We start from the raw sequence: 23,627 nt of genomic DNA on the forward strand, positions 1-23,627 counted from the left end.
TTCGCTGACGTCTGCAAACCGGCCAAGACGGCCGGTTTTTTCGTGTTCGGCAGCCGCTGCTCTTCCTTGTGGCTGCGGAGAGCCGCAAAGAACGCTCGCTTTCCCGTTGGTCCTCTGAGCAAAGCTGACAGATTCGAGACCGGCAGATGGCTCGGCATCGCTGTCAGAGGCGCCAAATCCTCGGGCAGGACCGCGATGCACTCTTGCTGGAATTGCTCTAGGCGTCGGCGACGATAACGCGTCCGACCACGCTCGAAAGTGCAGCCAACGCCGGCAAGGTCTTCGCCTTCTTGTCCGTGACGATGGCGGAAATCCGATCGAGCTCGCAGAAGCGGAAGCGGCTGGTCACACCGATCTTCGAGTGATCGGCGATCAGGACGACGCCGGCCGAGTTGATGACCATGGCCCGGGCGATCTCGGCGGTGTGCTCGAAGAAATTGGTCGCCGCGCCTTTCATGTCGACCCCGAAGGGCGACAGCAGCGCCAGGTCGGCCTTGTAGCGGTAGATGTCGTTGATCGTCGATGCGCCGCCGGTCTCCGGCGGTTCATGGACGATCGTTCCGCCGAGAAGAAAGACGCGGCTGCCGGTCCTCTGCTGCGTCGATGCCATGGTCGTCGCAACCTGCAGGGAATTCGTCAGGATATTCAGCTCGGGAACGCTCTTCAGCTCCTCGGCCAGCGCCGCCGTCGTCGTGCCCCCGTCCAGGAACAGGGTCTGGCCACTCTTGATCAAGGTCATCGCCGCCAGGGCGATCGCGCGCTTTTCCTTCAGGCGGACGGTGGAGCGGGCGCCATAGGACGCGTCCTGCTCCGCAGGCATGCTGACCGCTCCGCCATGGACACGCCGCAGGCTGCCGTCCTGCTCCATCGCCACCAGATCGCGGCGGATCGACTCGTTGGAAACGCCGAACTCGTGGGCGAGCCTCTCGACCGAGACGCCGCCGAACGTGTCGAGAAGCGCGCGGATCCGCTGCTTTCTCTCGCCCTGCCACATGCGCTGCCGTCTCCTGCGAACCGGTTCATTTCATCTCTGGCAAGACCGCTGGCAAGAGCGGCGCAATACCGAGAGTAACAAATCGGTCAAAAATCCACATTGCCACATATATCCACAAATGCTAAGCCGTCTCCAGAAAATTCGGGGGATGGCGGATGCGTGCCGAAGACAATCAGGCGGAGTGGTTGGCGTTTGCGCTGCGGCTCGCGACGGAAAGCGGGGCGATCCTGCGTGAGACGGCTTCTGTTCGCCCGGATGTCGAGGTCAAATCCGACAGGAGCTTCGTCACGGCGCTCGACGCCCGCATCGAGCGGCGCATGCGCGAGATGCTCGCCGATCGTTTTCCCAGCCACGGCATCATCGGCGAGGAGGAGGCTCCCACCGATCTCGATGCCGATCTGGTCTGGGTACTTGATCCGATCGACGGCACCGCCGCCTTCATCGCCGGCCTGCCGGTCTACGGCACGCTGATCGCGCTGATGCGGGAAGGCGAGCCGATCCTCGGCATCATCGACCATCCGATCACCGGCGACCGTTGGATCGGCGTCAAGGGCAGCTCGACCACGCATAACGGCCGCCCTTGCCGCACGCGCAACTGCGGAGCGCTCCGCAATGCCATCCTGTCCGCCAGCAATCCCGATTTCTTCGAGGCGGAGGAGCTCGCGGCCCTGGACGCCATGCGCGCGGCCACGGCCTGGCGGATCTGGGGCGGAGCCTGCATGAGCTTCGGCCTGCTGGCGAGCGGGCGCACCGACGCGGCCTTCGACACGCGCCTGAAGCTCTGGGACTTCGCGCCCTTCCGCCCGATCATCGAGGGCGCCGGCGGCGTCGTCACCGATTGGGAAGGCCAGCCGATCGACCACAGGACGGGCAAGCGGATCATGGCTGCCGGCGATCCGGCCCGCCATCGCGAGATGCTGCGCCTCGTCGAGAGCGCCATGGGGCGCTGAGCCGATCATATCCGCTCCGAGACGGCGCCGATCCGCCGGAGCTTTCAGTTGAGAGGGGATGACGAGATGGGAATCGCGATCGAGAATCTGGCCGTCTCCTATGGTGGCCAACGGGTGATCGACGGGCTCGAGCTGACGATCGAGCCGGGCAGTTTCTTCACGCTGCTCGGTCCTTCCGGCTGCGGCAAGACCACGCTGCTGCGCACCATCGCCGGCTTCGTGCCGGCCGAGCGGGGGCACATGCGCTTCGGCGGCACGGAAGTGACGCATTTGCCGCCGCACCGGCGCGATATCGGCATGGTCTTCCAGGATTATGCGTTGTTTCCCGACAAGACCGTGTTCGACAACGTCGCCTACGGCCTGCGTGCCCGCAAACAGTCGGAAAGCGCGATCAAGCCCAAGGTCGAGGCGGCGCTGGAGCGCGTTGGTCTCGGCCATCTCGGCGCCCGCCATCCCGCCGCGCTCTCCGGCGGCCAGCGCCAGCGCGTCGCGCTGGCCCGCGCCCTCGTCATCCAGCCGAAAGTGCTGCTGATGGACGAGCCGCTCTCCAATCTCGACGCCAAGCTGCGCCTCCAGGTGCGCGAGACCATCGTCGAGCTCCAGCGCGAGGCCAAGATCACCACGGTCTTCGTCACCCATGACCGGGAAGAGGCGCTCGCCATGTCCGACCGGATCGGCGTGATGAAGCAGGGCCGGCTCGAGCAGGTCGGCACCCCCGCCCAGATCTACCGCGAGCCGCGCACCGGCTATGTCGCGGATTTCGTCGGCGGCGCCAATCTCGTCGAGATCGAGACGGCGGCGCGCCAGGCCGGCGAGACCAGTCCGCTCGCGCTCGACGGCGTCACCATCGCGGCGCGTGCCCCGGCAGCGGTTGCAGCCGGCCGCGCCATGCTGGTCGCCCGTCCGGAAGACATCCTGCTGGCCGAACCCGGGACGGCGGGCACGCTGCCCGGCAGGGTCGCGCACCGGCAATATCTCGGCGGCAAGACCAGCTACAAGGTCGCGCTCGACAGCGGCCGCGTGCTGGCTGTCGACCTGCAGAGTGGTGCGCATGACCGTTTCGAGCCCGGCGCCGCTGTCGGCCTCGGCCTCGATCCCGCCCGCACGCTGGTGCTCGCGTCATGAGCACGCAGTTCCGCTCGATCTGGTTCTGGTTCTCCGCGCTGGCGCTGGCGATCCTGGCCGTCTTCCTGCTCTATCCGCTGCTGAACGTGCTGACCGGCTCCATCGGCAGCGGCGGCCGCAACGGCTGGGTGACGCTGGCCGGCGATCCCAAGTACTTCGCCGCCATCGTCAACACCGTCGTGCTCGGCATCGCGGTGACCCTCACCACGACGCTGATCGGCGTGCCGCTCGCCTATTTCACGGCGCGCTTCGATTTCCCGGGCAAGGGCATCGTCGCGGTGCTGCCGCTGATCACGCTCGTCATTCCCGAGGTCATCGCCGCCCAGACCTGGCTGATGATGCTCGGCAACAACGGCTTCATCACCCGCTGGCTCGGCGGCCACGGCATCGACATGCCGAGCTTCTACGGCTGGCCCGGCCTGATCACGGTGATGACCTTCACCTACTACACCTACACCTATATCGGCACGCTCGCCGCCATCCGCGGCTTCGACGTCCAGCTCGAGGAAGCCGCGCAGAGCCTCGGCACCTCGCCGGCTCAGTCGCGTCTGAAGGTGATGCTGCCGGTGGTGTTGCCCTCGGTGCTGGCGAGCGCGCTGCTGGTCTTCACCCTGGTCGTCGGCAACTTCGCCACCGCCACCATTCTCGGCAGCCGCGTGCCGCTGCTCTCGGTGCTGACCTACCAGGCCGCCGTCGCCGAGGGTGGCTCCGATCCGGTGATGCAGTCGACGCTGGCCACCGTCTCGATCGCGCTGGTCATGATCGTGCTCTTCGTCCAGCGCTGGATCGTGGCGCGCGGCCGCCATGAGGTCACGCAAGGACGCGGCGCCCGCGCCGAGAGGCTGCGCGGCCTGCCCGGCCTCGCCATCGGCCTGTCCGCCGCGGTGCTGGTCATCGTCTCGCTGCTGCCGCTCGGCTCGATCGTCGTCGGCGCCTTCACAGTCTCGCGCGGCCCGGTGATGCGCTGGGGCGAGTGGACCACGGCCCATGTCGAGCGGCTCGTCAGGATCGCGCCCGATCCCGTGATCAACACGCTGCTCTATTCGGCCGCGGCGACCGCGATCGGCATCACCTTCAGCGCCATCGTCAGCTATCTGATCGTCAAGAAGCGCAACATCCTGACGCCGGCGCTCGACTATCTGACGGCGCTGCCGCTGGCCTTGTCCGGCACGATCATCGGCATCGGCCTGATCATGTCCTTCAACACCGGCTTCCTGCCACTGACCGGCACCGCCAGCATCATCGTGCTCGCCTATGTCGTGCGCCGGCTGCCCTTCGGCATCCGTAACTCGTCCTCGACGCTCTACAACATCCCCAATTCGATCGAGGAAGCCTCGATCAGCCTCGGCGTGCCGCCGGTGGCGACCTTCTTCAAGGTCGTGCTGCCGCTGATGCTGCCGGCCGTCGCCGCCGCGGCGGTCCTGACCTGGACGACCACGGTCGCCGAGCTCTCGGCCTCGATCATCGTCTATTCCGGCGGGCGAGAGACCATGCCGATCCAGATCTACAAGCTGATCGACTCCAACCTGATGGCATCGGCTTCGGCTTACGGCCTGGTGCTGGTCGCGGTGATCCTGATCCCGATCATCGTCGCGACCCGCGTCTTCAAGATCGACCTGTTCTCGTCGAAGGCCTGAACGGACAGCCAAGCCGGGCCGGCATCGCCTCGTCGCCCGGATCTCCCAAGGAAGGCGAAAGGAAAGGAACGACCATGACCCATCTCATCGATCGCCGCGCCGTGCTCGCAGGCCTTGCCGGCATGGCGGTGGCTCCCGCTTTCGCCCAGAGCGCGTCGGGCACCGTCGTGCTCTACACCTCCAACAACGCCCAGTCGGTCGATGCCGTGCTCGGCGTCGCCAAGGACAAGCAGCCGAACCTCAAGATCAGCACGATCACCGGCGGCTCGGGCCAGCTCCTGCGCCGCATCGAAGCCGAGTCCGCCAAGCCGCAGGCCGACATCTTCTGGAGCTCCAGCGCCAACACGCTGGGGGCCTTCAAGCAGCTGTTCGAAGCCTATGCCTCGCCGGCCGCAGCCGCCATTCCGGCCGCGCTGCGCCATCCCGAGAACCTCTGGACCGCCTCGAACGTCCATCTCGTCGTTGCGATGGTCAACAAGAACCAGCTCGGCGGCAAGCCGGCGCCCAAGACCTGGAAGGACCTGGTCGATCCGGCCTTCAAGGGCAAGATCATCATCGCCGACCCCACCAACAGCTCGACCGCCTTCACCATCCTCTGGGGCGTTGACAAGCTGATGGGGTCGGACGGGCTCAAGGCGCTCGCCGCCAACCTGACCGTCTCAAGCGCCGCCTCGACCGTGCTGCGCGCCGTTGGCCAGGGCGAATATGCCATCGGCCTCACCTTCGAGTCGAACGCCTATGCCTATGTCGCCGGCGGCCAGCGCGAGATCTCGCTGCTCTACCCAGCTGAAGGTACCTTCTCGACGCCGGAGTTCCAGGTGCTGGTCAAGAGCGCGCCGGCGGGCGCTGCAGCCAGGGCCGCCTATGACCTGATGCTGTCGAAGGAAGCCCAGATCGCGCTGCTGGAGAACGCCTTCCGCCGGCCGAGCCGCAGTGACATCGACGTCTCCAAGCATGTCGAGCTGCCCGCTATGGAAAGCGTCAAGGTCTTCGCCATCGACGAGGACGAGGCGGCCGCCAAGCGCGACGAATTCCTCAAGCGCTGGCAGTCCTACGCTACCGCCGCGAAGTAGCTCGCCTTCCGGAACGGTCCGGCCGCCCATCGGCCCGAAGTCGCCTTCTGCTTGCGGCTGGGCGCCTCGTCTACCAGCGCAGGAGCCGCGGGAAGGTCAGCGCACCGGTCCCGGTGACCGCCGCGATCGCGATCGTGTACCAGGTCGCCAGGAACGGCGCCGTGTCGTCCGGGCAATGCAGGCTGTAGGCGAGGGTTGCAAGTCCGGCGGAAGCGAGGCCGGCGCAGGCTCCCGTCAGCCGCCCGTCGACAGGCGCACCGCGGCGTGCGAGCCCGTAGAGGACGACGAGCGGGCCCAGCGCGTAGAGCGGCACCGCAATGAGGCAGGCGCGCCAATAGCGGCCGAAGATCAGCGCGCTCCACTGCTCAGCGGGCGCCTGGGCGAGCGTGGCCAGCGCCCAGGCCGCGACCAACGCGACCGGGAGAACAACCAGCGGCAGCTTTGGGCCCGGCTTCAGCCCCGGCCGCAGGCTGCGCTGGAACAGCACGAGCGCGATGCCGGCGACGCTGGCGCCGAGCAGCGCCTTGGCAATCACGGGAGACGTCGACCAGGCGCCGGCGAGATCCGGGCGCGGCCCCAGGACGATCAGGACGAGCAGGACGGTGAGCGCCAGCGCCGCCAGCGCGCAGAGCCAGGTGGCCCGGCGCAGCCAACCGGTGTCCACCGGGCGGTGGCCCGCGGTCATCATGGCGATCAGCTCATCGGTCTGCATGGTTGGCTAGGTCCGTTCGGCAGGGAATTCGCTCGGGATCGTCGAAAGGTTACGCACCGCAGTGTCGCTCATCCCGGCCGCTCCCCGCGCCGGGAGAGGAACTTGGCCATGGCCTGCAATCCGCGATGGATCGCGACCTTGGCCGCCGTCTCGGTCATGCCTGCGGCGCGGGCGGCTTCGGCCACGCTTGCCCCCTGGAGCTTGACCTTGTCGATCAGGGCGCGCGTGCGCCCCGGCAGTGCCGCCATGGCGCGCTCCAGATCGAGCTTCGCCTCCGACGCCGCACCATCGGCCTGCCCGGCGAGCTGGTAGGCCTCGTCGTCGAGCGGCAGGTTGGCGACATGGCGGCCGGAGCGACGCAGATGATCGACGAGCTTGTAGCGTGCGATCGCGTGCGCCCAGGCCGTCACCGGGCTCGTGGCATCGTAGGTGTGGCGCGACAGATGCAGCGCCAGCAGGGTCTCCTGCAGCACATCCTCCGCCTCGCTCGCCTCGCTGCGGCCGGCACGAGCCAGCATCTGCCTGAGATAGCCACGCAGCCGCAGGCTGATCGTGTCGAGAAACAGACGATAGGCCGCGGCATCGCCGGCAAGGGCCGCGAGGAAGATCGGCCGGAGCTGGGTTTCGAGCTCTTGCAGCGACACGTCTTGCGCTTCTCGCACGAGGACACTGTGCGTGTCCGTCGCATGGCAGGGGCGGGCTCACAAGCCTGCGAGGACCCGGTGAAGCACTTGCGCTCGTCCGTTACGCTCGCGCGAGGGGGTACCAGCCCTTGCTCTCCGGGGAACGCAGATGGCCAGAAGGCGATGGCTCGCAGGCGCGTTGGCCGGCTTCGTCACGGTCGCCTCGGGCGGCGCTCAGGAGCCCGGCCCGCCGCAATCTGGCGATGCCTGTCCGGTGGGCACTGGCTGCATCGTGGCGAGCGGCAGCTATCGCATCGTCCTGCCGCCGCATGCAGCCAGGGAACGGCCGGTCGGGGCGATCATGTATTTCCATGGCTATCAAGGCTCGGCTGCGGAGGTCATTGCCGATCCTGGCCTGCTCGCCGTCGCCCGGCGCCTCGGCGTCGCGCTGATCGCGCCCGACGGAGCCGGGCGCAGCTGGTCTTATCCGGGCTCGCCCGCGCAGCGCCGCGACGAGTTCGCCTTCGTCGGACAGGTGCTGGACGATGTCGTGGCGCGCTTTCCGATCGATTCCCGCCGTATCCTGGCGAGTGGGTTCTCGCAGGGCGGCTCGATGGTCTGGTATCTCGCCTGCCGGATGCCGACGCGCTTGGCCGCGTTCGCGCCGATCGCCGGTGCCTTCTGGGAGCCCTTGCCGGAACGCTGCGACGCTCCGCGCCCGCCGCTGATCCACGTCCACGGCACGAGCGATGCGACGGTGCCGCTCGCCGGCCGCGCGTTGCGCTCCGGAGCGCGGCAGGGCGATGTCTTCAGGAGCTTCGCGATCATCGCGCCGGGCGGCTGCACAGCCGCCTGGGCGCAAACCGCCCGCACCACTTCCGAGACCGAAGAGCTCACCTGCCGCACCGCGACCGGTTGCGGCGGAGATGGCAGGCTGGAGCTTTGCCTGCATGCCGGCGGCCATAGGGCCGTTCCGGCCTGGGTCGAGCGCGCCTGGCGGCTGGCGATGCCGGCAGGCGAACCTGTCTCCGCAGCGCAGGGCCGGCTCACGTCTCCGTGATCCTGTAACCAGACTGGCCTTCCGCACGATCTCTCTCGCATGGCCGCCGCGGCGGCAAAGCGGAGAGAGAGAATGCGCCATGAACGGATAGCGGCGGAGCCGGCTGGCCCCGGCCTCGATCAGCCCGTCACGGGCGCCGATCTCCTGGCGGCTCAGCTGGCCGCTGCCGGCGCCACCCATGCCTTCGGCATCCCGGGTGGCGAGGTGCTGGCGCTGGTCGATGCGCTCGGGCGCACCGGTATCCGTTTCGAGCTCGCGCGGCATGAGAATGCCGCCGGCTTCATGGCCGAAGGGCTCTGGCATGCGACCGGCGCGCTGCCCGTGCTGGTCGCGACACTCGGCCCCGGCGTCGCCAATGCGGTCAACGTCGTCGCCAATGCGCAGCAGGATCGGGTGCCGCTGATCTTTGTGACCGGCTGCGTCGACCAGGCGCTGGCCGAGAGCTATACGCATCAGGTCTTCGACCATCAGGCCGTGCTGCGCCCCCTGGTCAAGGCGAGCTTCCGGGCCGCGCCCGGAACCGAAGATCTCGTCGTCGCCAAGGCCGTGGCCATCGCCCGACGCGGCCGGCCGGGGCCGGTCCATATCGACCTGCCGATCTCCGTCGCCGAGGCCCGCGCGATCCCCCGTGTAGCGCTTGTGATGACGTCCGCCGCGCCCGCTATCCCCGCCGATCTGCGGCCGGCACAAGCGCTGATCGCCGCAGCGCAAAGGCCTCTGGTCATCGCCGGGCTGGATTTCGTCAACGCGAGCGGTGCGGCGGCGCTCGATCGCTTCCTCGCCGCGACCGGCGCACCGCTGCTCACCACCTACAAGGCCAAGGGCCTGGTGCCGGAGGACGATGCGCGTGTGATCGGCGCCGTCGGCCTCTCGCCCAGGGCCGACGCGATCGTCCGGCCGCTGATCGAGGCCGCTGACCTGATCGTGCTTGCCGGCTACGACCCGATCGAGATGCGCCAGGGCTGGCGCAATCCCTGGCCCGCCGGCAAGCCGGTCATCGACATCGTCGCCGAGCCGGTCCAGCACGGCATGCACACGTCGAGCCTGCTGCTCGAAGGCGATGTCGGCGAAATCCTGATTCGGCTCGCGGACGGGCTCCCGGCAAAAGCCGCCTGGCCGGAAGGCGAGCCCGCCAGGATCCGCGGGGACTTCAGTGCCGCCTTCGCCGTTCCTGCCGAATGGGGGCCGCATGCCGTCTTCGCGACGCTGCGCGAGATCGCTCCGGCCGGCACGGTTGCAACCGCCGATTCCGGCGCGCATCGCATCCTGCTCAGCCAGATCTGGGACTGCGATGGTGCGTGTACCCTGCTGCAGTCGAGCGGGCTGTGCACCATGGGCTGCGCCCTGCCGCTGGCGACTGGCGCCGCGCTCGGCTCCGGCCGCCCGACCCTCTGCTTCGTCGGCGATGCCGGGCTCGAGATGGTGCTGGGCGAGCTGGCGACTTTGCGTGATCTGGGCCTGCCGGTGATCGTCGTCGTGCTCGTCGATCGGGCGCTCGGGCTGATCGCGCTGAAGCAGCGCCAGCTCGGCCTGACCAGAGCCGGCGTCGACATCGGCGAGACCGATTTCGCCGCCGTCGCCCGGGCGATGGGCGGGCACGGCGTGACGATCGAGGACCGCGCGACACTGGCGCGCGAAGCGCAAGCCGCCTTCCGGCGCGACGGCTTCACGCTGCTGGCCTGCCGCATCGAGGCCGGCAGCTATGAGGGAGCCTTCTGATGGCGGCGCTCCCCGCCACACCGGCGAAGCGGCCGCGCGACGAGCGGCTCGATCTCTTTCGCGGCCTGACCATGCTGTTCATCTTCGTCGCTCATCTGCCGGCGAACAGCTGGAACGCCTGGATTCCCGCACGCTTCGGCTTCTCCTCGGGCGCCGAGCTCTTCGTCTTCTGCTCCGGCCTCGCCAGCGCGCTCGCCTTCGGCGGCATCTTCACCCGGCGCGGCCTCTGGCTGGGGACGGCGCGCATCGGCTACCGGATCTGGCAGGTCTACTGGGCGCAGATCGGCCTCGTTCTGGCGCTGATCGCGCTCGCCGCTCTGCTGGACCGGAGTTTCGGCCTCTCCGTTCTCGCCCAGCAATTTTCGCCGCTGCTGGCTGATCCGGAACGCGCGCTGCTCGGCCTCGCCACGCTCACCTGGCAGCCGGACTATCTCGACATCCTGCCGATGTATCTCGTCATCCTGGCGCTGGTGCCGGTGATGATGCTGGGTCGGCGCCTGCACGTTGCGCTGCCCTTCCTGATCGCGGTCGGGCTCTATGGGGCGGTCTGGGGGTGGGGGCTCAACCTGCCCGGCAACCCCTGGAACGATGCTGGCTGGTTCCTCAACCCCTTCGCCTGGCAGCTGATCTTCTTCATCGGCTTCTTCATCAGGATGAACTGGCTGCCGCTGCCCCGGCTCGGCGACCGGCGCCTGATGCTCGCGGCCGCGCTCTTCATCCTGCTATCGGTGCCGCTGTCCTTCTGGGGCATCCTGGAGCATTGGCCGCTGGCGCAGGCGATCCGCGACCTGATCATCCCCGCCAGCGAGAAGACCGACCTGCATATCCTGCGGGTGCTGCACTTCCTGGCGCTCGCCTATCTCGTTCTGAGCCTGATCGAGCCCTGGCGCGACCGGCTCGACCGTGGCGCTGGCCGTCTCCTCATCCTGATCGGACGGCAATCGCTCGCGGCCTTCCTTGCCAGCGTCGTGTTGGCGCGGCTGCTGGGCACCGTTGCCGACATGGCCGGGCGCAGCGAGCCGGTGGTGGCGCTGCTCAACCTCGTTGGTTTCGCGCTGATCCTCGCCGTCGCTGTCGTGGTCGGCTGGTTCAAGAGCGCGCCCTGGTCTGGTCCGCGGCCCAACCCTGCGGCGGAGCGGCAGCACGAGCCGGCCGCGGCCGCCCCGCCGACAACACGGGTCCGTGAAGCGAGTTGAACGCCGCTTGATCGACCTGCTGCGAACTCCCTGAAGAGCGCCCCCTCGCGGCGCGGCAATGGAGCAGCCCATGTCCTACGCCTTGCATCACGACCTCTCCGGCGACCGCATCACCGCTACGAACGATGCCGCGCGGCTCGCCTGGAACGATACGCTCGAAGCGCTGCTCGCCCATGCCGCCGCCACGCCCGACCATCTTGCCCGCACGCTCGCCGCCGATCCGGATTTCGCCCTGGCGCATGCCGCCAAGGGAATGATGCTGCTCTCGCTGGCGCGCAGCGAATTGCTCGGTCCGGCCCGCGATTGCCTCGCCAGGGCTCGCGCGGCAGCGCGCCTGCGGCCGGTCACGCGGCGCGAGACGATGGTCGCCGAGGCGCTGGCGCTCTGGCTCGACGCCGCTCCGCGCCGGGCGGCGGAGCGGCTTGAGGCGATTCTCCTGGCCCATCCCTTCGATGTGCTGGCGCTCAAGCTCTCGCACGGCATCCGCTTCATGCTCGGCGACCAGGTCGAGATGCTGTCGACCTTGCGCCGCGTCGCGCCCGGCTTCGGCGAGAGCCATCCGCTCGCCGGCTATGTCCATGGCTGCCATGCCTTCGCGCTCGAGGAGCGTGGCTTCTATGTCGAGGCCGAGCGAGTAGGGCGGCGCGCCGTCGCCTTGAGCCCGCGCGACGCCTGGGGCCGTCATGCTGTCGCTCATGTGCTGGAGATGACCGGCCGCGTCGACGAAGGCATCGTTTGGCTCGGCGATGGCCGCGACATCGCCCACGCCAACAATCTGCGCTTCCACATTTTCTGGCATCTCGCTCTGTTCCGGCTGGAGCGTGGCGAGACCGGCGAGGTGCTGCGGCTCTATGACGAGGAGATCCGGACCGAGTCGACCGACGATTACCGCGACATCGCCAATGGCGCCTCGCTGCTGGCAAGGCTCGAATTCGCCGGTGTCGATGTCGGCCAGCGCTGGGAGGAACTCGCCGCCAGGGCAGAAGGCCGCATCCATGATGGCTGCCTCGTCTTCGCCGACCTGCATTATGCCCTGTCGCTGCTCGGGGCCGGACATGCCGCGGGGGCCGATGCGATCGCCCATGGCTTGATCGCGGATGCGAAGGCCCATCCCAGTGGCGAGCGGCGTGACGCAGCCCGAAATGGGGCACTGGCCGCCTTCGGGCTGATCGCCTTCCACGAGCGCCATTATGGCGAGGCAGCCCGCCTGCTCGGCGCCGCCCGCGACGGCCTGCTCACCGTCGGAGGCAGCCATGCTCAGCGCGACCTGTTCGAGCAGGCCTATGCCGAGAGCCTGATCCGGTCCGGCGAGCACGATCGCGCCGCAGTCGTCCTGCTCGAGCGCCTGGCGCGGCGCAAGGGTCACAACCGCTTCGCCAGCCGCCGGCTCGAAAAGCTCGGGCGGCTCGGAAAGACGGCGAGCGGTCTCGTCGCCGCGCTCGCCGTCGCCTCCACCCCGCTCGCCATCGCCCACTGATCCGACGGAAAGGATACGCCATGACCACCGCGACCATGACCCAAGGACTCGCCTTGCCGTCCGCCCGCACAGTGCTCAACCTTGCCATTGGTGGCTTCGCCGGCCTCGGCTTCTGGGAGTTGTTCTCGGCCGTGCCCACCGCCTGGTTCGCCGAGTACCCGCTGGAGCCGCCGGAGCTGGTGAAGTCGCTGTTTTCGCACCAGCTCGGCCTGACCCTGTCGACGCCGACCGCCAAGCTGGTGCATTTCGTCACCGGCTTCCTGTTCTATCCGCTCGGCTACTGGCTGCTGACCCGCTGGGTGAAGAGCTTCGGCATGCCGGCCGATGGCTGGATCTGGGGCGTGATCACCTATTTCATCGCGCTAGCCTTCTTCGCGCCTCTGGCCGGGCAGCACTTCCTCCTGAACGACGTGCCGCGCCTATCTGCCATGAGCCTCCTCGGGCACGCGATCTACGGCTACCTCGCGGCCTATGTCTTCGAAGCACTCGAAGCGCGCCGGACCTGAGCGAAGGAGGCGACGCCATGCTCGATAGACGCGCATTCATCCATCTTACGGCCGCAGCGCTCGTCGCAGCGGGCGGCGCCAGGGCCGGGGCGCAAGCGGATACACCCCAGCCGGTCAACACGCTCGGCTCCTCGGACGGCGTCGCGATCCGCGGCTATGATCCCGTCGCCTATTTCCGCGATGGCGGCCCGCGGCTCGGCAAGCCGGAGTTCTCGGTTCGGCATAGCGGCGTCGTCTGGCGCTTCGCCAGCGCCGAGCACAAGGCGCTGTTCGAGACGAACCCGGAACGATATCTGCCGGCCTATGGCGGCTTCTGCGCCTACGGCACGTCGCGCGGCTATCTCGTCAAGATCGAGCCGGAGGCCTGGTCGATCGTCGATGGCAGGCTCTATCTCAACTACGACCTCGGCGTACGCGAGACCTGGGCGCGCCGGACGAAGACCTATATCGCCCGGGCCGACGGCAACTGGCCGAGGCTCACGCCAAAGGACATTCGTTGAGGATGCGGTGGGTGCGCCTGGTCGAGCCTATGCGCACCCACCTCCCTGAATCAGCCGGTCGCCTCTCGGAACAGTGCCTCGGCAGCGGCCTCGGTCAACGGCACGGGATTGCCGCCGGCGGTCGGGTCGACGATCGCCATCTTCGCCAGCCTGCCATAGTCGATCCCTGTCACGCCGAAGGCTTTGAGCGTCTCGGGCACGCCAAGATCGCGGCGTAAGGTCACGATCCAGTCGTAGAAGGCCTCGAAGCTCGGCTCCAGCCCGAGATAGGCGGCGAGCCGCGCGATTTTCTCCTCGATCGCCGGACGGTTGAAGGTGAGGACATAGGGCATGAACACGGCATTGGTCATGCCGTGATGGGTGTGGTGCACCGAACCGATCGGATGCGACAGCGCGTGGATGGCGCCGAGGCCCTTCTGGAAGGCGGTCGCGCCCATGGCGGCGGCGGCCATCATCTGGGCCCGTGCCTCGATGTCGGCGCTGTCAGCGACCGCGCGCGGCAGGAAGACCTTGCAGAGCCGGATCCCCTCGACCGCGATTCCGTCGGCCAGCGGGTGGAAGCCGGGCGCGCAATAGGCTTCGAGGCAATGGGCCAGCGCATCCATGCCGGCGCCGACCGTCACCTTCGCCGGCAGGCCGACGGTGAGCTCGGGATCGCAGATCACGATCTGCGGCATCATCTTCGGGTGGAAGATCACCTTCTTGGTCTGGGTTGTCTCGTCGGTGATCACGCCGGCGCGGCCGACCTCGGAGCCGGTGCCGGCCGTGGTCGGGACGGCGATGATCGGGGCGATGCCGCTGGGGTCGGCGCGGGTCCACCAGTCGCCGATATCCTCGAAATCCCACATCGGCCGGCTCTGCCCGGCCATGAAGGCGACGACCTTGCCGCAATCGAGCGCCGAGCCGCCGCCGAAGGCGATGACGCCGTCGCTGCCGCTGTCCCGCAGGACCTTCAGGCCGTCCTCGACATTGCCCGCGACCGGATTGGCCTGGACGCGGTCGAACAGCGTGACCTTGAGCCCGTCGGCGCCGAGCTGCGCCATGGCGTCCTTGACCATCGGCAGGCCGGACAGGCCGGAATCGGTGACGAGCAGCGGGCGTTCGATGCTGGCGGCGCGGCAGGCCTGCGCCAGTTCGCTGATCCTCCCTGGTCCGAAGCGGACCGCGGTCGGGTAGTTCCAGTTGGCCTTCAGCGTCACGGGTCGCCTCTTTCAGAACGCAGTACGGAGATGGAAGGATTTCGGCCGGGTCAGCGTCTCGTAGCCGATGCGCGACAGCGTTGCGCCGCGGCCGGTGTCCTTGACGCCGGTCCAGGCCAGAGCCGGATCGAGATAGTCGCAGCGGTTCATGAAGACCGTGCCGGTCTCTATGTCGGCGCCGAGGCGCGCGGCGGCCTCCGGATCGCCGGTCCAGAGCGAGGCGGTCAGCCCATAGGGGCTGTCGTTCATCAGCGCGACCGCCTCGTCATCATCAGCGACCGCCATGATGCCGACGGTCGGCGCGAAGCTCTCCTCGCGCATCAGGCCCATCTGGTGGTTCACGTCGACTACGACCTGCGGCGCCATATAGGGCGTGCCCGAGCGATCGCGGGCAAACAGGCCGGGGTCGATGAGCGCTTTTGCCCCCGCCCGCACGGCCTCCGCGACCTGGCCGCGAGCGAAGGCCGCAGCTTCCGCCTTCACCATCGGCCCCAGGGTCGTCGCCTCGTCGAGCGGATCGCCAAGCAGATAGGTCTTCGTCAGCGCGATGAAGCCGTCGACGAACTTCGAATAGAGGTCGCGGTGGACATAGATGCGCTCGATGCCGCAGCAGGACTGGCCGGAGTTGAAAAAGGCGCCGTCGACGAGGTTCTCGACCGCCTGCGCAAGATCGGCATCGGCCCGGACATAGGCCGGGTCCTTGCCGCCGAGCTCGAGCCCGAGGCCGATGAAGGTGCCGCTTGCCGCCGCCTCCATCGCCTTGCCCCCAGTGACCGAGCCGGTGAAGTTGACCTGGTCGACGCCGCGGCCGGCGATGATCCCGCCGGTCTGGGCATGGCTGAGCACGAGGTTCTGGAACAGCCCGGCCGGCAGCCCGGCAGCGTCGGCCGCCTTCTGGAAGCGCTCGCCGACCAGAAGGGTCTGGGCCGCATGCTTCAGGATGACGGCATTGCCCGCCATCAGCGCCGGCACGACCGTGTTGACCGCGGTCAGGTAGGGGTAGTTCCAGGGCGCGACGACCATGACCAGGCCGAGCGGCTCGCGCGCGATCCAGCGCTCGAATTTGTCCTTGGGCTCCGGCCGCAAGGGCGCGAGCGCGCCCTCGGCGATTCCGATCATATGGCGCGCGCGCTCCTCGAAGCCGCGCAATTCGCCGGCGCCGTAGCGAATCGGCCGGCCCATCTGCCAGGCGAGCTCAGGGACGATCTCGTCCTTCATCGCCAGCATCGCATCGACGAAGGCGGAGCAGAGTTCGGCCCGGCGGGCGATCGGGACTCTGCGCCAGTCGCGCTGAGCCGCGCGGGCGGCGCTCAGCGCCGCGGCGATCGCAGCATCGCTGGCGACGGATCTCTCGGCATAGATGCGCCCGTCCACGGGCGACACGCAGCGCAGCACGTCAGTCATCGTCAATCAGCCTGTCTCAGTAGCGTTCGAAGCCGCGCTTCAGTTCCCAGTCGGTGATGCGGCGGTCGTATTCGAGCTGCTCCCAGCGGGCGGTGTGGACGTAATGGTCGACCACCGCATCGCCCAAAGCGGCCCGCAGCATCGCCGAGCCGTCGAGCGTCTGGGTCGCCTCGCGCAGCGTGTTGGGGATCTGGCGTAGCTCTGCCCCGCCATAGGCGTCGCCGACGAAGGCCGGCTCCAGTTCGAGCTTCTGCTCGATGCCGGAGAGGCCGGCCGCGATCAGCGCCGCAAAGGCAAGGTACGGATTCAGATCGGAGCCGCCGATCCGGCACTCGATGCGGATGCCCTTTGTGCCGGCGCCGCAGAGCCTGAAGCCGGCGGTGCGGTTGTCGTCGCTCCAGACGGCGCGTGTGGGCGCGAAGGTGCCGACCTGCTGGAAGCGCTTGTAGGAATTGATGTAAGGCGCGAGGAAATAGGTGATCTCGCGTGCATGGGCGAGCTGTCCGGCCACGTATTGGCGCATCAGCTCCGACATGCCGCGCTCGCCGTTCGGGTCGGCGAAGAGTGGCTTCACCCCCTTCGCATCCCAGAGCGAGGCGTGGACATGGCTGGAGGAGCCGGCGAGATCGTAGCGCCATTTCGACATGAAGGTGACGGCCTTGCCCTGGGCGTGGGCGATCTCCTTGATGCCGTTCTTGATCACGACATGGCGGTCGGCCATGTCGAGAGCGTCGGCGTAGCGGACATTGATCTCGGCCTGGCCCGGACCCCATTCGCCCTTGGAATTCTCGACGGGTATGCCGCTCTCATGCAGCCCGTTGCGGATCGCCCGCATCACCGGCTCTTCCTTGGTGGTCTGGAAGATGTGGTAATCCTCGATGTAGTAGCCGGCGGTTTTCGGATCGCGATAGCCCTTGGCGTGGATCGCCTCATAGCTCTCGTCGAACAGGTAGAATTCGAGCTCGGTGGCGAAATAGGCCTTGATGCCCATGGCATTCAGGCGAGCGAGCTGCTTCTTCAGCGTCCCGCGCGGTGAATGCGGCACGTCCTCATGGCTGTGATGGTCGAGCACGTCGGCGATGACCAGCGCCGTGCCGGGCAGCCAGGCGATGCGCCGCAGCGTCGCTATGTCCGGCTTCAGGACGAAATCGCCATAGCCCTTCGACCAGTTGGCGGCGGCGTAGCCGGGGACCGGTTCCATGTCGATGTCGCTGGCCAGCAGATAATTGCAGGCATGGGTCTCGTCATGCGCGCTCGCAACGAAATGCTCGGCGTGGAAACGCTTGCCGATCAATTGCCCAGCCATGTCGACCATCGCGACGATCACGGTATCGATCTCCCCGGCTGCAACTGCAGCCTTCAGGGCCTCGAAGGAAAACGCAGCGGGCATCGGCATCCCTGAAGGCTGGAGCAGCGGAAGCGCAATCGTCGAACGACCAAGAGAAGCCCAGTTCGGCCAGGTCTTGCAACTGTTCTGCAGGGTGTTCGCAGCGATCGAGAACAGATTTGTTGCCGGCTATCGGATCGACGGTGTCGTCGCCGACCTCACCGCGGCCTGGACGGCCGGGCTTGTGCTTGGGACCGAGCAGGGGAAGGCACGATGCCGGATGGATGCAACGCCGCGACCCGCTCCCCCGGGGAGCCGTTTCCAACCCACCTCTCGTCAGTCCGGCGGGAGCGAAAAAGAGCGCCGGAATGGCACTTCGGTGTGAGCGTGAAATGTTCTGACCGACGCGCAAACTTGGCCATCTGCGCCCAAGCGCGCGGCCCAGCGTTTCGCATGGCCAGCAGGTGATGGACGGGGAGTAGGGGGGCGAATAACGCGGAGCCGCCTCAGCCGCCATTCAGGTGGCGGCGTCGTGCAACTGAAGGTTTGGTAGGAAGAACCTGGCCGGCGGAGGGCGCCGCGCCCTCCGCCTTGCCTTGTCTGGCTAGCTCCAGAAGCCTGCCTGGTGGTCGCGCGGAGAGAACGTTTCGCTGACGTCCTGCTGTTGCGCTTCCTGGTTCTCCTCGTGGTCGTGCTCGGTCTCGAGCACACAATCACAATCGTGCCGTTCCAGCATGGATCGCTCCTTTCGAAACGTGGGGAGGTTGCTTCGGCACGGATTAGATATGAACTATTGCTGCACTGCACAAGTTTTCTGAGCGAGTGCGGGATAACCGCTGTGCATGGAACAAAATCAAAACCGCCGCGAGATCAGCTGCTGCCGGCATCCTTCGGACTGGCGACGGTCGCCGATTGTTGTTCCGCGGCGCGGTCGAGACAGGCGGCCATCTCCGGCGTGCCCCATTTGAATTTCGAGCATTGCTCGGTGCCGATGGTCAGATTCCTGGCGACGCCGCGCGAGCTGTCGCCCCCGCTGCAGCCGGCGAGAGCGATGGCGATTGCCGCGAGTGCGATGCGCATGGTTGTCTCTCCTTTCGAGCGGTCAAGTCGAGCAGGTGCATGGGGCGATAATTTGATCGGGCCCGCGCAGGGATGCGCGAGCCCGATTTTGGCGGCGTAAAAGTGCAGGCGGCAAGTCCCTATTTCAGGAAACCAGCCTCGCGGAAGGCCTTCTCGGCGCCCGGGTGCAGTGGCACCGGCTGCGTCTTCCAGGCGGTGGCGGGGTCGTAGCGGCTCATCGCCTGGTAGATGTTCGCCAGGCGCGGCTTGTTCGCGATGATCGCCTTGGTCATCGCGTAGACGAAGTCGTCCGGAAGCTCGGAGGAGACCAGGTAGATGTTGCCCATCGACGAGACGGAGACATCCGCGCTCTGCAGCTCGGGGAAGGTGCCGGCCGGGATGGTGCCCTTGGAGTAGCCGAACTTCTCGGTCAGGGCGTTCTGCAGCTCCGCCGGGAAGGCGGCGAACTTCACCTTGCGGCGGCCGTCGACGATCTGGCTCGCCAGGCCCGAGGGGATCTCGCCCGCCGTCCAGAGCACGCTGAACTGGTTGTCGTTGAAGCCCTGGATCAATTCGCCATAGGCCGAGATCACCACCTTGCCGCCGCCGGCGCGGATCTTGGCGAAGGAACTGCCGTAGTGCTCGAGCGCGCGCTGCAATGTCAGGTGCTCGGAGGTCGCGGCCGAGGTCACGCCGATGGTGAGCTTGGGGTCGGCGAGGATCTCGGCGAGCGAGCGTTTCTCCTCCACCGGCACATAGACCATGAAATACACGTCGACGCCGGTCGAGCCGAGCGTGCGCAGCTTGTCGTGCTTCTGCTTATAGGGCTCCTCGCCCTTCAGCGCCGCGGCGCTAAGGAAGTCGATGCCCATGCCGATCTGGCTGAGCCCGGCCTGGATACGGCTCGGATTGTCCTTGCCGCCGCCCGGGACGATCCGGATGTTCACCCCCGGCGTCGCCTCCATGACCAGGGTCGAGACGCCGGTGGTCTGGGTGAACCAGGCGCCGCCGGGCGAGCCGGAGGTCCATTCGAGGTTCTTGCTCTGGGCCGCGGCCGGCAACGGGGCGGCGAGGGCGGCGCCAAGGAGCGCCAGCAGCGAAAGGCGCGGGAGGAAGCGTGACATCCGTGAGGCTCCGATCATGGTGAGGGTTGTGGTTCAGGCGGTTCGGGCGGCGTCTTCTGCTTCGAACTCGGCGAGCGTTGTCTCGTCGGCGGGGTAAAGCCCGACGAGCTGCGCGCCGGCGGCGACGCGCTTCTGCACCCAGAGTTCGAACCGGTTCTGCTTCTCGCCGCCGGTGGCGATCACCTCGGCGAGTTCGGGCGGAATGACGAGGACGCCGTCCTCGTCGGCGACGATCAGGTCTCCCGGCCAGATCGCGGCGTCGCCGCAGCCGATCGGCTCGCTCCAGCCGGCGAAGCTGAGCCCGCCGATCGAGGGCGGCGAGGCCGTGCCGCTCGCCCAGATCGGCAGGCCGACCTGGCGCAGGCCCGGCAGGTCGCGCACGACGCCGTCACTGACGATCGCCTTGACGCTCTTGAGCCGGAGGCGATCGGCAAAGATGTCGCCGACCGTGCCTGCAGCAGGATGGCCGCGCGCATCGATGACGACGATGCTGCCGGGCGGTGCCGCATCAATCGCGGCCGGCAATGCGCCGGGCCAGCCATAGCTCGCCGGCACAGCCTTGTCGTCGCGCGCCGGTACGAAGCGCAGGGTGAAGGCGGGGCCGCAGAGCGCACTCTCGCCGACGAGGCGACGTGGGCCGGCAAGATAGCTCTGGCGCAAGCCGTGCTTGATCAACTGGCTCGACAGGGTCGGCGTCCCGATCGCGGCGAGGCGGGCCTGGATGTCGTTCGCCATGGCAGCGCTCAGTCGAAGGCCGGATCGACCGGGACGCGATAGGCCGTGACCAGCCGGTTGGTCTCGTTGGCCATGCCGATCACGGCGACGAGCTCAGCGAACATCTCCTCGCTCATCCCGGCCTTGCGGGCGGCGGCGGTGTGGCTGGCGATGCAATAGGTGCAGTTGTTGGTGACGCTGACCGCGAGATAGACCAGCTCCTTGGTCAGCGGATCAAGCGCGCCCGGCGCCATCACCTCCTTGATGCTCTCCCAGGTCCGCTTCAGCGTCTTGGGATCGCGGGCGAGGTATTTCCAGAAGTCGTTGACATCAGGAAAGTTACGGCTGCGCTTGATGTCGTCGATCACGGCGCGCGCTTCGGGCGACGCCTCCTCGTAGGAAACCGGCTTCGGCCTGCTGCTCATGCTGCATTCCTCCCTTGTTCGATCGGCCCGGCAATGTCGCCGAGCGTCACCGGTTTCACCGGCATGCGGATGCGCAGATAGCCGATCTCGGCCGGCGACCGTCCGGTCAGGGCCGCCATCGTCTCGGTGAGGCTGTGGCCGCACATCCGTCCCTGGCAGGGCCCCATACCAGCGCGTGTGAAGGCTTTCAGCTGGTTCGGCCCCTGGCATTGCTCGGCGACAGCGGCGGCAATCGCCCCGCGCGTCACCTCTTCGCAGCGGCAGACGAGCGTGTCGTCGTCGCGGGGCGCCAGGAATTGCGGCGCCGGCCGGTAGAGCGCTTCGAGGAAGGGGCGGGCAGCGCTTTCTCGGCGCAATCTGGCGAAGGCGGGGGCGGCGGCGTGCTCCGCGGCTTCCTGCGACAGGCGGCCGAGATCGGCGCAAGCGGCCAGCGCTGCGATCTCGCCGGTGAGCTCGGCGCAGGATGCGCCGAGGATGCCGCCAGCATCGCCGGCGATCAGGATGTCGTCGCGGCTCGACCGGCCCCAGCGATCGCGCTCAGGCCGCCAGCAGCGCTGACTCTCGTCGAAGACATGACGACAGCTGAGCGCCATGGCGAGATTGACGTTGGGGATGACACCCTGATGCAGGAAGACCGTCCCTGTCGCGATCTCGCCATGCTCGGCGCCGACTTGCCAGCGCACGCTGCGGACGGCCCTCTCGCCCTCGATCCGCAGCGCCTCGACATGGCTGACGACCTTGATGCCAGCCCGTCTGATCTCCGTCAGCAGGCCAAGCCCCTTGCGCAGATAGGACGGCGCCATCAGCGCGCCCGGCAGATGCCGCAGCGCCTTCAATCGCGCCCCGCGCGGTGTCGTGTCGAGCAAGGCGGCGACCGGGATACCAGCGCGGGTATATTGCGCGACGATGAGATAGATCAGCGGCCCGCTGCCGGCGAAGACGGCGCCCGGCGCCGCGCTGGCCGCGGTCTTGAGCAGGATCTGGGCGGCGCCGGCGGTCATCACGCCCGGCAGCGTCCAGCCGGGAACCGGGAACGGCCGCTCCATGGCCCCGCCCGCGACGATGATCCGCTTCGCCTGGAGGCTTTGCGGTCCATCCGGTCCGGTCAGGTCGAGCGCGCCTTTCTGCTCCTGCCAGACCAGCGAGCCCGGCCGATAGTCGGCACCGCAGGCGAGGAAGCGCTCTGCCAGCGTCCGACCGGCATGATAGTCAGGGCCGAGCACCGAAGCGGGGAGTGGCGCCGGCTCGGTGACGGCCCGGAAGATCTGGCCGCCCGGAGCCGGCTGCTCGTCGATAACCGTGACGCTGAGTCCATGCCGGCGCGCGGTGATCGCGGCGGCCATGCCGGCCGGCCCCGCGCCGATGATGGCGAGATCGGCGGTTCCGCTCATGCCTTGCTCCCGATCGTGGGGAGAAGGGCCGCACCCTGCTGCGGCTCGACTGAGATGCCGGCGCGGACGCGCTCCTGGCAGGCCTGGCGGTTCGGCCGGCCGTCGATGGTGACGAGGCAGTCGAAGCAGACGCCCATCATGCAATAGGCGGCGCGCTCGCGCCCGCCCGCCGGCGTGGTGCGGAACGGCCCGAAGCCCTCGCGCAGCAGCACGGCGGCCAGCATCTCGCCCTCGGGCGCGCTGACGGCGCGGCCGGACAGGACGATGCCGACCAGAGGGCGGTCAGGCTGCTCGAGTTGCGTGAACATGGAAGCGGGCCGGGGAAAAGGGCAGGGCGATATCGTCGGGCAAGGCGCCGGCGTGGATGGCGTCGGCGAGGGGGCCGGCATGGAAAGGCGCGAGCGTCACCCCGCTATGGACCGAGGTCAGGAAGGCCTGCGGATGCTTGGCCGAGCGCTGATAGATCGGCTGCCCGTCCGGGCTCATCACGCGCAGCGCCCCCCAGGCGCGCACGGCCCGGACATCGCGCAGGAAGGGGAAGACGGTGGTGGCGCGCCGCGCCGTGTCCTGCAGGATGGTGCGCGTTGTCGCCTCCTCGAAGCCGGCTTCCTCCGAGGATTCGCCGCAGATCAGCCCGCCATCGGCGGTCTGGCGGATGAAGCTGATGCCGCGCGGCATGAACGGGCGCAGCTTCTCGGTGATCAGGATCTGGCCACGCACCGGCCGCACCGGCGCCTCCAGCCCGAGCTGCGGCGCCAGGCGCGCATTGCTGAGCCCGGCAGCAAGCACGATGCGGTCGGCATGGCCTGCGCTGGCGGCGGAGGTGACACGGAAGCCACCTGCCTCTGATGCGATGGTCTCGACGCGGGCCCGCGGCAGATAGCGGCCGCCGCGCTTCTGGAAGGCGGCGAGCAGAGCGCGCAGCAGGCGCAGCGGATCGACCATGCCGTCGAGCTTGCAGAAGGTCGCCCCGGCGACGCCGTCGCCGAGCATCGGAAAGTCGGCCCGCATGTCGGAAAGGCTCGCCCGCGCATAGCCGCTCGGGATCTGCGAACGCGCCTCGGCCGCTTCGAGCTGGCCCGCGCGTTTGTCGAGCTCCTCCGGCGTGAAGCAGCAGAAGAAGGCACCGTCCTGCCGGAAGCGCAGGTCGATCCCGGTCTCGTCTGTCAGTGCCGCGGCGAAGTCGCGCCAGGCCAGGGCGGCGCGGCGGGTAAGCTCGGCATAGGGCGGGTTCGTCAGCCCTTTGCCCTGTACCCAGACATTGCCGAGATTGCCGCGGGCGGCGCGATGCGCGATGTCACCCTCGTCATAGAGCGTCACGCTTGCCCCGCCGCGCACGAGCCCGAGCCCGATCGCGGCGCCAACCAGCCCGCCTCCGACGATCGCGATCTCGGTTCCCGCCGCCATGCCAG

At 68.1% G+C, this 23,627-nt stretch carries 25 protein-coding genes; 11 read left to right on the forward strand and 14 right to left on the reverse strand.

Features of this window, described 5'->3' with window-relative positions:
* Positions 1-217: 217 nt before the first annotated feature.
* The gene (locus AC1DS0_RS24960; protein ID WP_152016702.1) at positions 218-994 is read right to left on the reverse strand and encodes a DeoR/GlpR family DNA-binding transcription regulator; all 777 of its coding nucleotides are present in this window, start codon (positions 992-994) and stop codon (positions 218-220) included.
* Between the two features lie 155 nt (positions 995-1,149).
* Here AC1DS0_RS24960 and AC1DS0_RS24965 point away from each other — a divergent pair, with 155 nt between their 5' ends.
* From AC1DS0_RS24965 to AC1DS0_RS24980, 4 genes are all read left to right on the forward strand, one after another.
* Entirely contained in the window at positions 1,150-1,944 is a 795-nt protein-coding gene (locus tag AC1DS0_RS24965; RefSeq protein WP_476816922.1) for an inositol monophosphatase family protein, read from the forward strand.
* 66 nt (positions 1,945-2,010) lie between these two features.
* Positions 2,011-3,069, forward strand: coding sequence for an ABC transporter ATP-binding protein (locus AC1DS0_RS24970; protein ID WP_476816923.1), 1,059 nt, complete (start codon positions 2,011-2,013; stop codon positions 3,067-3,069).
* Positions 3,066-4,706 (forward strand): ABC transporter permease, encoded by a 1,641-nt coding sequence (locus AC1DS0_RS24975; RefSeq protein WP_476816924.1) that lies wholly within the window; start codon positions 3,066-3,068, stop codon positions 4,704-4,706. The genes AC1DS0_RS24970 and AC1DS0_RS24975 overlap by 4 nt, the downstream gene beginning before the upstream one ends.
* Before the next feature lie 74 nt (positions 4,707-4,780).
* Positions 4,781-5,779, forward strand: a complete 999-nt coding sequence (locus AC1DS0_RS24980) for an extracellular solute-binding protein (protein WP_476816925.1) — start codon at positions 4,781-4,783, stop codon at positions 5,777-5,779.
* Between the two features lie 70 nt (positions 5,780-5,849).
* Here the strand turns inward: AC1DS0_RS24980 and AC1DS0_RS24985 are convergent, their stop codons facing one another.
* Together AC1DS0_RS24985 and AC1DS0_RS24990 are read right to left on the reverse strand one after the other, a co-directional pair.
* Entirely contained in the window at positions 5,850-6,491 is a 642-nt protein-coding gene (locus tag AC1DS0_RS24985; RefSeq protein WP_476816926.1) for an NrsF family protein, read from the reverse strand.
* A 68-nt stretch (positions 6,492-6,559) separates the two neighbouring features.
* A complete protein-coding gene (locus tag AC1DS0_RS24990; protein ID WP_476816927.1) occupies positions 6,560-7,135 on the reverse strand; it encodes a sigma-70 family RNA polymerase sigma factor in 576 nt (191 codons plus the stop codon).
* 148 nt (positions 7,136-7,283) lie between these two features.
* Here AC1DS0_RS24990 and AC1DS0_RS24995 point away from each other — a divergent pair, with 148 nt between their 5' ends.
* From AC1DS0_RS24995 to AC1DS0_RS25020, 6 genes are all read left to right on the forward strand, one after another.
* On the forward strand, positions 7,284-8,174 hold the full coding sequence (locus AC1DS0_RS24995) for a CE1 family esterase (RefSeq protein WP_476816928.1): 891 nt from the start codon (positions 7,284-7,286) through the stop codon (positions 8,172-8,174).
* Positions 8,175-8,246: 72 nt separating this feature from the next.
* The gene (locus AC1DS0_RS25000) at positions 8,247-9,893 is read left to right on the forward strand and encodes a thiamine pyrophosphate-binding protein (RefSeq protein ID WP_476816929.1); all 1,647 of its coding nucleotides are present in this window, start codon (positions 8,247-8,249) and stop codon (positions 9,891-9,893) included.
* Entirely contained in the window at positions 9,893-11,089 is a 1,197-nt protein-coding gene (locus AC1DS0_RS25005) for an OpgC family protein (protein WP_476816930.1), read from the forward strand. The genes AC1DS0_RS25000 and AC1DS0_RS25005 overlap by 1 nt, the downstream gene beginning before the upstream one ends.
* A 70-nt stretch (positions 11,090-11,159) precedes the next feature.
* The gene (locus AC1DS0_RS25010; protein ID WP_476816931.1) at positions 11,160-12,566 is read left to right on the forward strand and encodes a tetratricopeptide repeat protein; all 1,407 of its coding nucleotides are present in this window, start codon (positions 11,160-11,162) and stop codon (positions 12,564-12,566) included.
* A 20-nt stretch (positions 12,567-12,586) separates the two neighbouring features.
* On the forward strand, positions 12,587-13,072 hold the full coding sequence (locus tag AC1DS0_RS25015; RefSeq protein ID WP_476816932.1) for a hypothetical protein: 486 nt from the start codon (positions 12,587-12,589) through the stop codon (positions 13,070-13,072).
* Between the two features lie 17 nt (positions 13,073-13,089).
* Positions 13,090-13,572 carry a YHS domain-containing (seleno)protein gene (locus AC1DS0_RS25020; RefSeq protein ID WP_476816933.1) on the forward strand — a complete coding sequence of 161 codons (483 nt, stop codon included), beginning with the start codon at positions 13,090-13,092 and terminating at the stop codon, positions 13,570-13,572.
* 50 nt (positions 13,573-13,622) lie between these two features.
* On the opposite strand, the gene AC1DS0_RS25025 is transcribed toward AC1DS0_RS25020, so the two are convergent.
* The 3 genes from AC1DS0_RS25025 to AC1DS0_RS25035 are packed head-to-tail and all read right to left on the reverse strand — an operon-like array spanning position 13,623 to position 17,565.
* Complete coding sequence (locus tag AC1DS0_RS25025; protein WP_476816934.1) at positions 13,623-14,771, reverse strand: iron-containing alcohol dehydrogenase; 1,149 nt, start codon at positions 14,769-14,771, stop codon at positions 13,623-13,625.
* A 12-nt stretch (positions 14,772-14,783) separates the two neighbouring features.
* Positions 14,784-16,175, reverse strand: coding sequence for an aldehyde dehydrogenase family protein (locus AC1DS0_RS25030; RefSeq protein ID WP_476817065.1), 1,392 nt, complete (start codon positions 16,173-16,175; stop codon positions 14,784-14,786).
* A 16-nt stretch (positions 16,176-16,191) separates the two neighbouring features.
* The gene (locus AC1DS0_RS25035) at positions 16,192-17,565 is read right to left on the reverse strand and encodes a glutamine synthetase family protein (RefSeq protein WP_476816935.1); all 1,374 of its coding nucleotides are present in this window, start codon (positions 17,563-17,565) and stop codon (positions 16,192-16,194) included.
* On the opposite strand from AC1DS0_RS25035, the gene AC1DS0_RS25040 reads away from it, so the two are divergent.
* Complete coding sequence (locus AC1DS0_RS25040) at positions 17,480-17,887, forward strand: hypothetical protein (RefSeq protein ID WP_476817071.1); 408 nt, start codon at positions 17,480-17,482, stop codon at positions 17,885-17,887. The genes AC1DS0_RS25035 and AC1DS0_RS25040 overlap by 86 nt on opposite strands.
* A gap of 219 nt (positions 17,888-18,106) precedes the next feature.
* Here the strand turns inward: AC1DS0_RS25040 and AC1DS0_RS25045 are convergent, their stop codons facing one another.
* From AC1DS0_RS25045 to AC1DS0_RS25080, 8 genes are all read right to left on the reverse strand, one after another.
* Complete coding sequence (locus tag AC1DS0_RS25045; RefSeq protein WP_476816936.1) at positions 18,107-18,238, reverse strand: hypothetical protein; 132 nt, start codon at positions 18,236-18,238, stop codon at positions 18,107-18,109.
* A gap of 134 nt (positions 18,239-18,372) precedes the next feature.
* Complete coding sequence (locus AC1DS0_RS25050; RefSeq protein ID WP_476816937.1) at positions 18,373-18,582, reverse strand: hypothetical protein; 210 nt, start codon at positions 18,580-18,582, stop codon at positions 18,373-18,375.
* Between the two features lie 119 nt (positions 18,583-18,701).
* A complete protein-coding gene (locus AC1DS0_RS25055; RefSeq protein WP_476816938.1) occupies positions 18,702-19,685 on the reverse strand; it encodes a TAXI family TRAP transporter solute-binding subunit in 984 nt (327 codons plus the stop codon).
* Between the two features lie 33 nt (positions 19,686-19,718).
* Entirely contained in the window at positions 19,719-20,420 is a 702-nt protein-coding gene (locus AC1DS0_RS25060; protein WP_476816939.1) for an RraA family protein, read from the reverse strand.
* A gap of 8 nt (positions 20,421-20,428) precedes the next feature.
* Positions 20,429-20,824 carry a carboxymuconolactone decarboxylase family protein gene (locus tag AC1DS0_RS25065; protein ID WP_476816940.1) on the reverse strand — a complete coding sequence of 132 codons (396 nt, stop codon included), beginning with the start codon at positions 20,822-20,824 and terminating at the stop codon, positions 20,429-20,431.
* Positions 20,821-22,215: an FAD/NAD(P)-dependent oxidoreductase gene (locus tag AC1DS0_RS25070; protein ID WP_476816941.1), complete on the reverse strand. Its 1,395-nt coding sequence runs from the start codon at positions 22,213-22,215 to the stop codon at positions 20,821-20,823. The genes AC1DS0_RS25065 and AC1DS0_RS25070 overlap by 4 nt, the downstream gene beginning before the upstream one ends.
* Positions 22,212-22,523 (reverse strand): (2Fe-2S)-binding protein, encoded by a 312-nt coding sequence (locus AC1DS0_RS25075; protein ID WP_476816942.1) that lies wholly within the window; start codon positions 22,521-22,523, stop codon positions 22,212-22,214. Before AC1DS0_RS25075 ends, AC1DS0_RS25070 begins: the two co-directional genes overlap by 4 nt.
* A complete protein-coding gene (locus tag AC1DS0_RS25080) occupies positions 22,498-23,622 on the reverse strand; it encodes an NAD(P)/FAD-dependent oxidoreductase (protein ID WP_476816943.1) in 1,125 nt (374 codons plus the stop codon). The genes AC1DS0_RS25075 and AC1DS0_RS25080 overlap by 26 nt, the downstream gene beginning before the upstream one ends.
* Positions 23,623-23,627: the final 5 nt, after the last annotated feature.

The organism is Allobosea sp. P4_H5 (genome assembly GCF_056400825.1).

Coding starts and splice junctions, on each gene's coding strand:
- AC1DS0_RS25055 (WP_476816938.1), bottom strand. CDS start 19,685: ATGTCACGCTTCCTCCCGCGCCTTTCGCTGCTGGCGCTCCTTGGCGCC.
- AC1DS0_RS25060 (WP_476816939.1), bottom strand. CDS start 20,420: ATGGCGAACGACATCCAGGCCCGCCTCGCCGCGATCGGGACGCCGACC.
- AC1DS0_RS24970 (WP_476816923.1), top strand. CDS start 2,011: ATGGGAATCGCGATCGAGAATCTGGCCGTCTCCTATGGTGGCCAACGG.
- AC1DS0_RS25015 (WP_476816932.1), top strand. CDS start 12,587: ATGACCACCGCGACCATGACCCAAGGACTCGCCTTGCCGTCCGCCCGC.
- AC1DS0_RS24960 (WP_152016702.1), bottom strand. CDS start 994: ATGTGGCAGGGCGAGAGAAAGCAGCGGATCCGCGCGCTTCTCGACACG.
- AC1DS0_RS25040 (WP_476817071.1), top strand. CDS start 17,480: ATGTCGACCATCGCGACGATCACGGTATCGATCTCCCCGGCTGCAACT.
- AC1DS0_RS25035 (WP_476816935.1), bottom strand. CDS start 17,565: ATGCCCGCTGCGTTTTCCTTCGAGGCCCTGAAGGCTGCAGTTGCAGCC.
- AC1DS0_RS25050 (WP_476816937.1), bottom strand. CDS start 18,582: ATGCGCATCGCACTCGCGGCAATCGCCATCGCTCTCGCCGGCTGCAGC.
- AC1DS0_RS25075 (WP_476816942.1), bottom strand. CDS start 22,523: ATGTTCACGCAACTCGAGCAGCCTGACCGCCCTCTGGTCGGCATCGTC.
- AC1DS0_RS24985 (WP_476816926.1), bottom strand. CDS start 6,491: ATGCAGACCGATGAGCTGATCGCCATGATGACCGCGGGCCACCGCCCG.
- AC1DS0_RS25000 (WP_476816929.1), top strand. CDS start 8,247: ATGCGCCATGAACGGATAGCGGCGGAGCCGGCTGGCCCCGGCCTCGAT.
- AC1DS0_RS24995 (WP_476816928.1), top strand. CDS start 7,284: ATGGCCAGAAGGCGATGGCTCGCAGGCGCGTTGGCCGGCTTCGTCACG.
- AC1DS0_RS25045 (WP_476816936.1), bottom strand. CDS start 18,238: ATGCTGGAACGGCACGATTGTGATTGTGTGCTCGAGACCGAGCACGAC.
- AC1DS0_RS25070 (WP_476816941.1), bottom strand. CDS start 22,215: ATGAGCGGAACCGCCGATCTCGCCATCATCGGCGCGGGGCCGGCCGGC.
- AC1DS0_RS24965 (WP_476816922.1), top strand. CDS start 1,150: ATGCGTGCCGAAGACAATCAGGCGGAGTGGTTGGCGTTTGCGCTGCGG.
- AC1DS0_RS24980 (WP_476816925.1), top strand. CDS start 4,781: ATGACCCATCTCATCGATCGCCGCGCCGTGCTCGCAGGCCTTGCCGGC.
- AC1DS0_RS25010 (WP_476816931.1), top strand. CDS start 11,160: ATGTCCTACGCCTTGCATCACGACCTCTCCGGCGACCGCATCACCGCT.
- AC1DS0_RS25005 (WP_476816930.1), top strand. CDS start 9,893: ATGGCGGCGCTCCCCGCCACACCGGCGAAGCGGCCGCGCGACGAGCGG.
- AC1DS0_RS25065 (WP_476816940.1), bottom strand. CDS start 20,824: ATGAGCAGCAGGCCGAAGCCGGTTTCCTACGAGGAGGCGTCGCCCGAA.
- AC1DS0_RS25020 (WP_476816933.1), top strand. CDS start 13,090: ATGCTCGATAGACGCGCATTCATCCATCTTACGGCCGCAGCGCTCGTC.
- AC1DS0_RS25080 (WP_476816943.1), bottom strand. CDS start 23,622: ATGGCGGCGGGAACCGAGATCGCGATCGTCGGAGGCGGGCTGGTTGGC.
- AC1DS0_RS25030 (WP_476817065.1), bottom strand. CDS start 16,175: ATGACTGACGTGCTGCGCTGCGTGTCGCCCGTGGACGGGCGCATCTAT.
- AC1DS0_RS24975 (WP_476816924.1), top strand. CDS start 3,066: ATGAGCACGCAGTTCCGCTCGATCTGGTTCTGGTTCTCCGCGCTGGCG.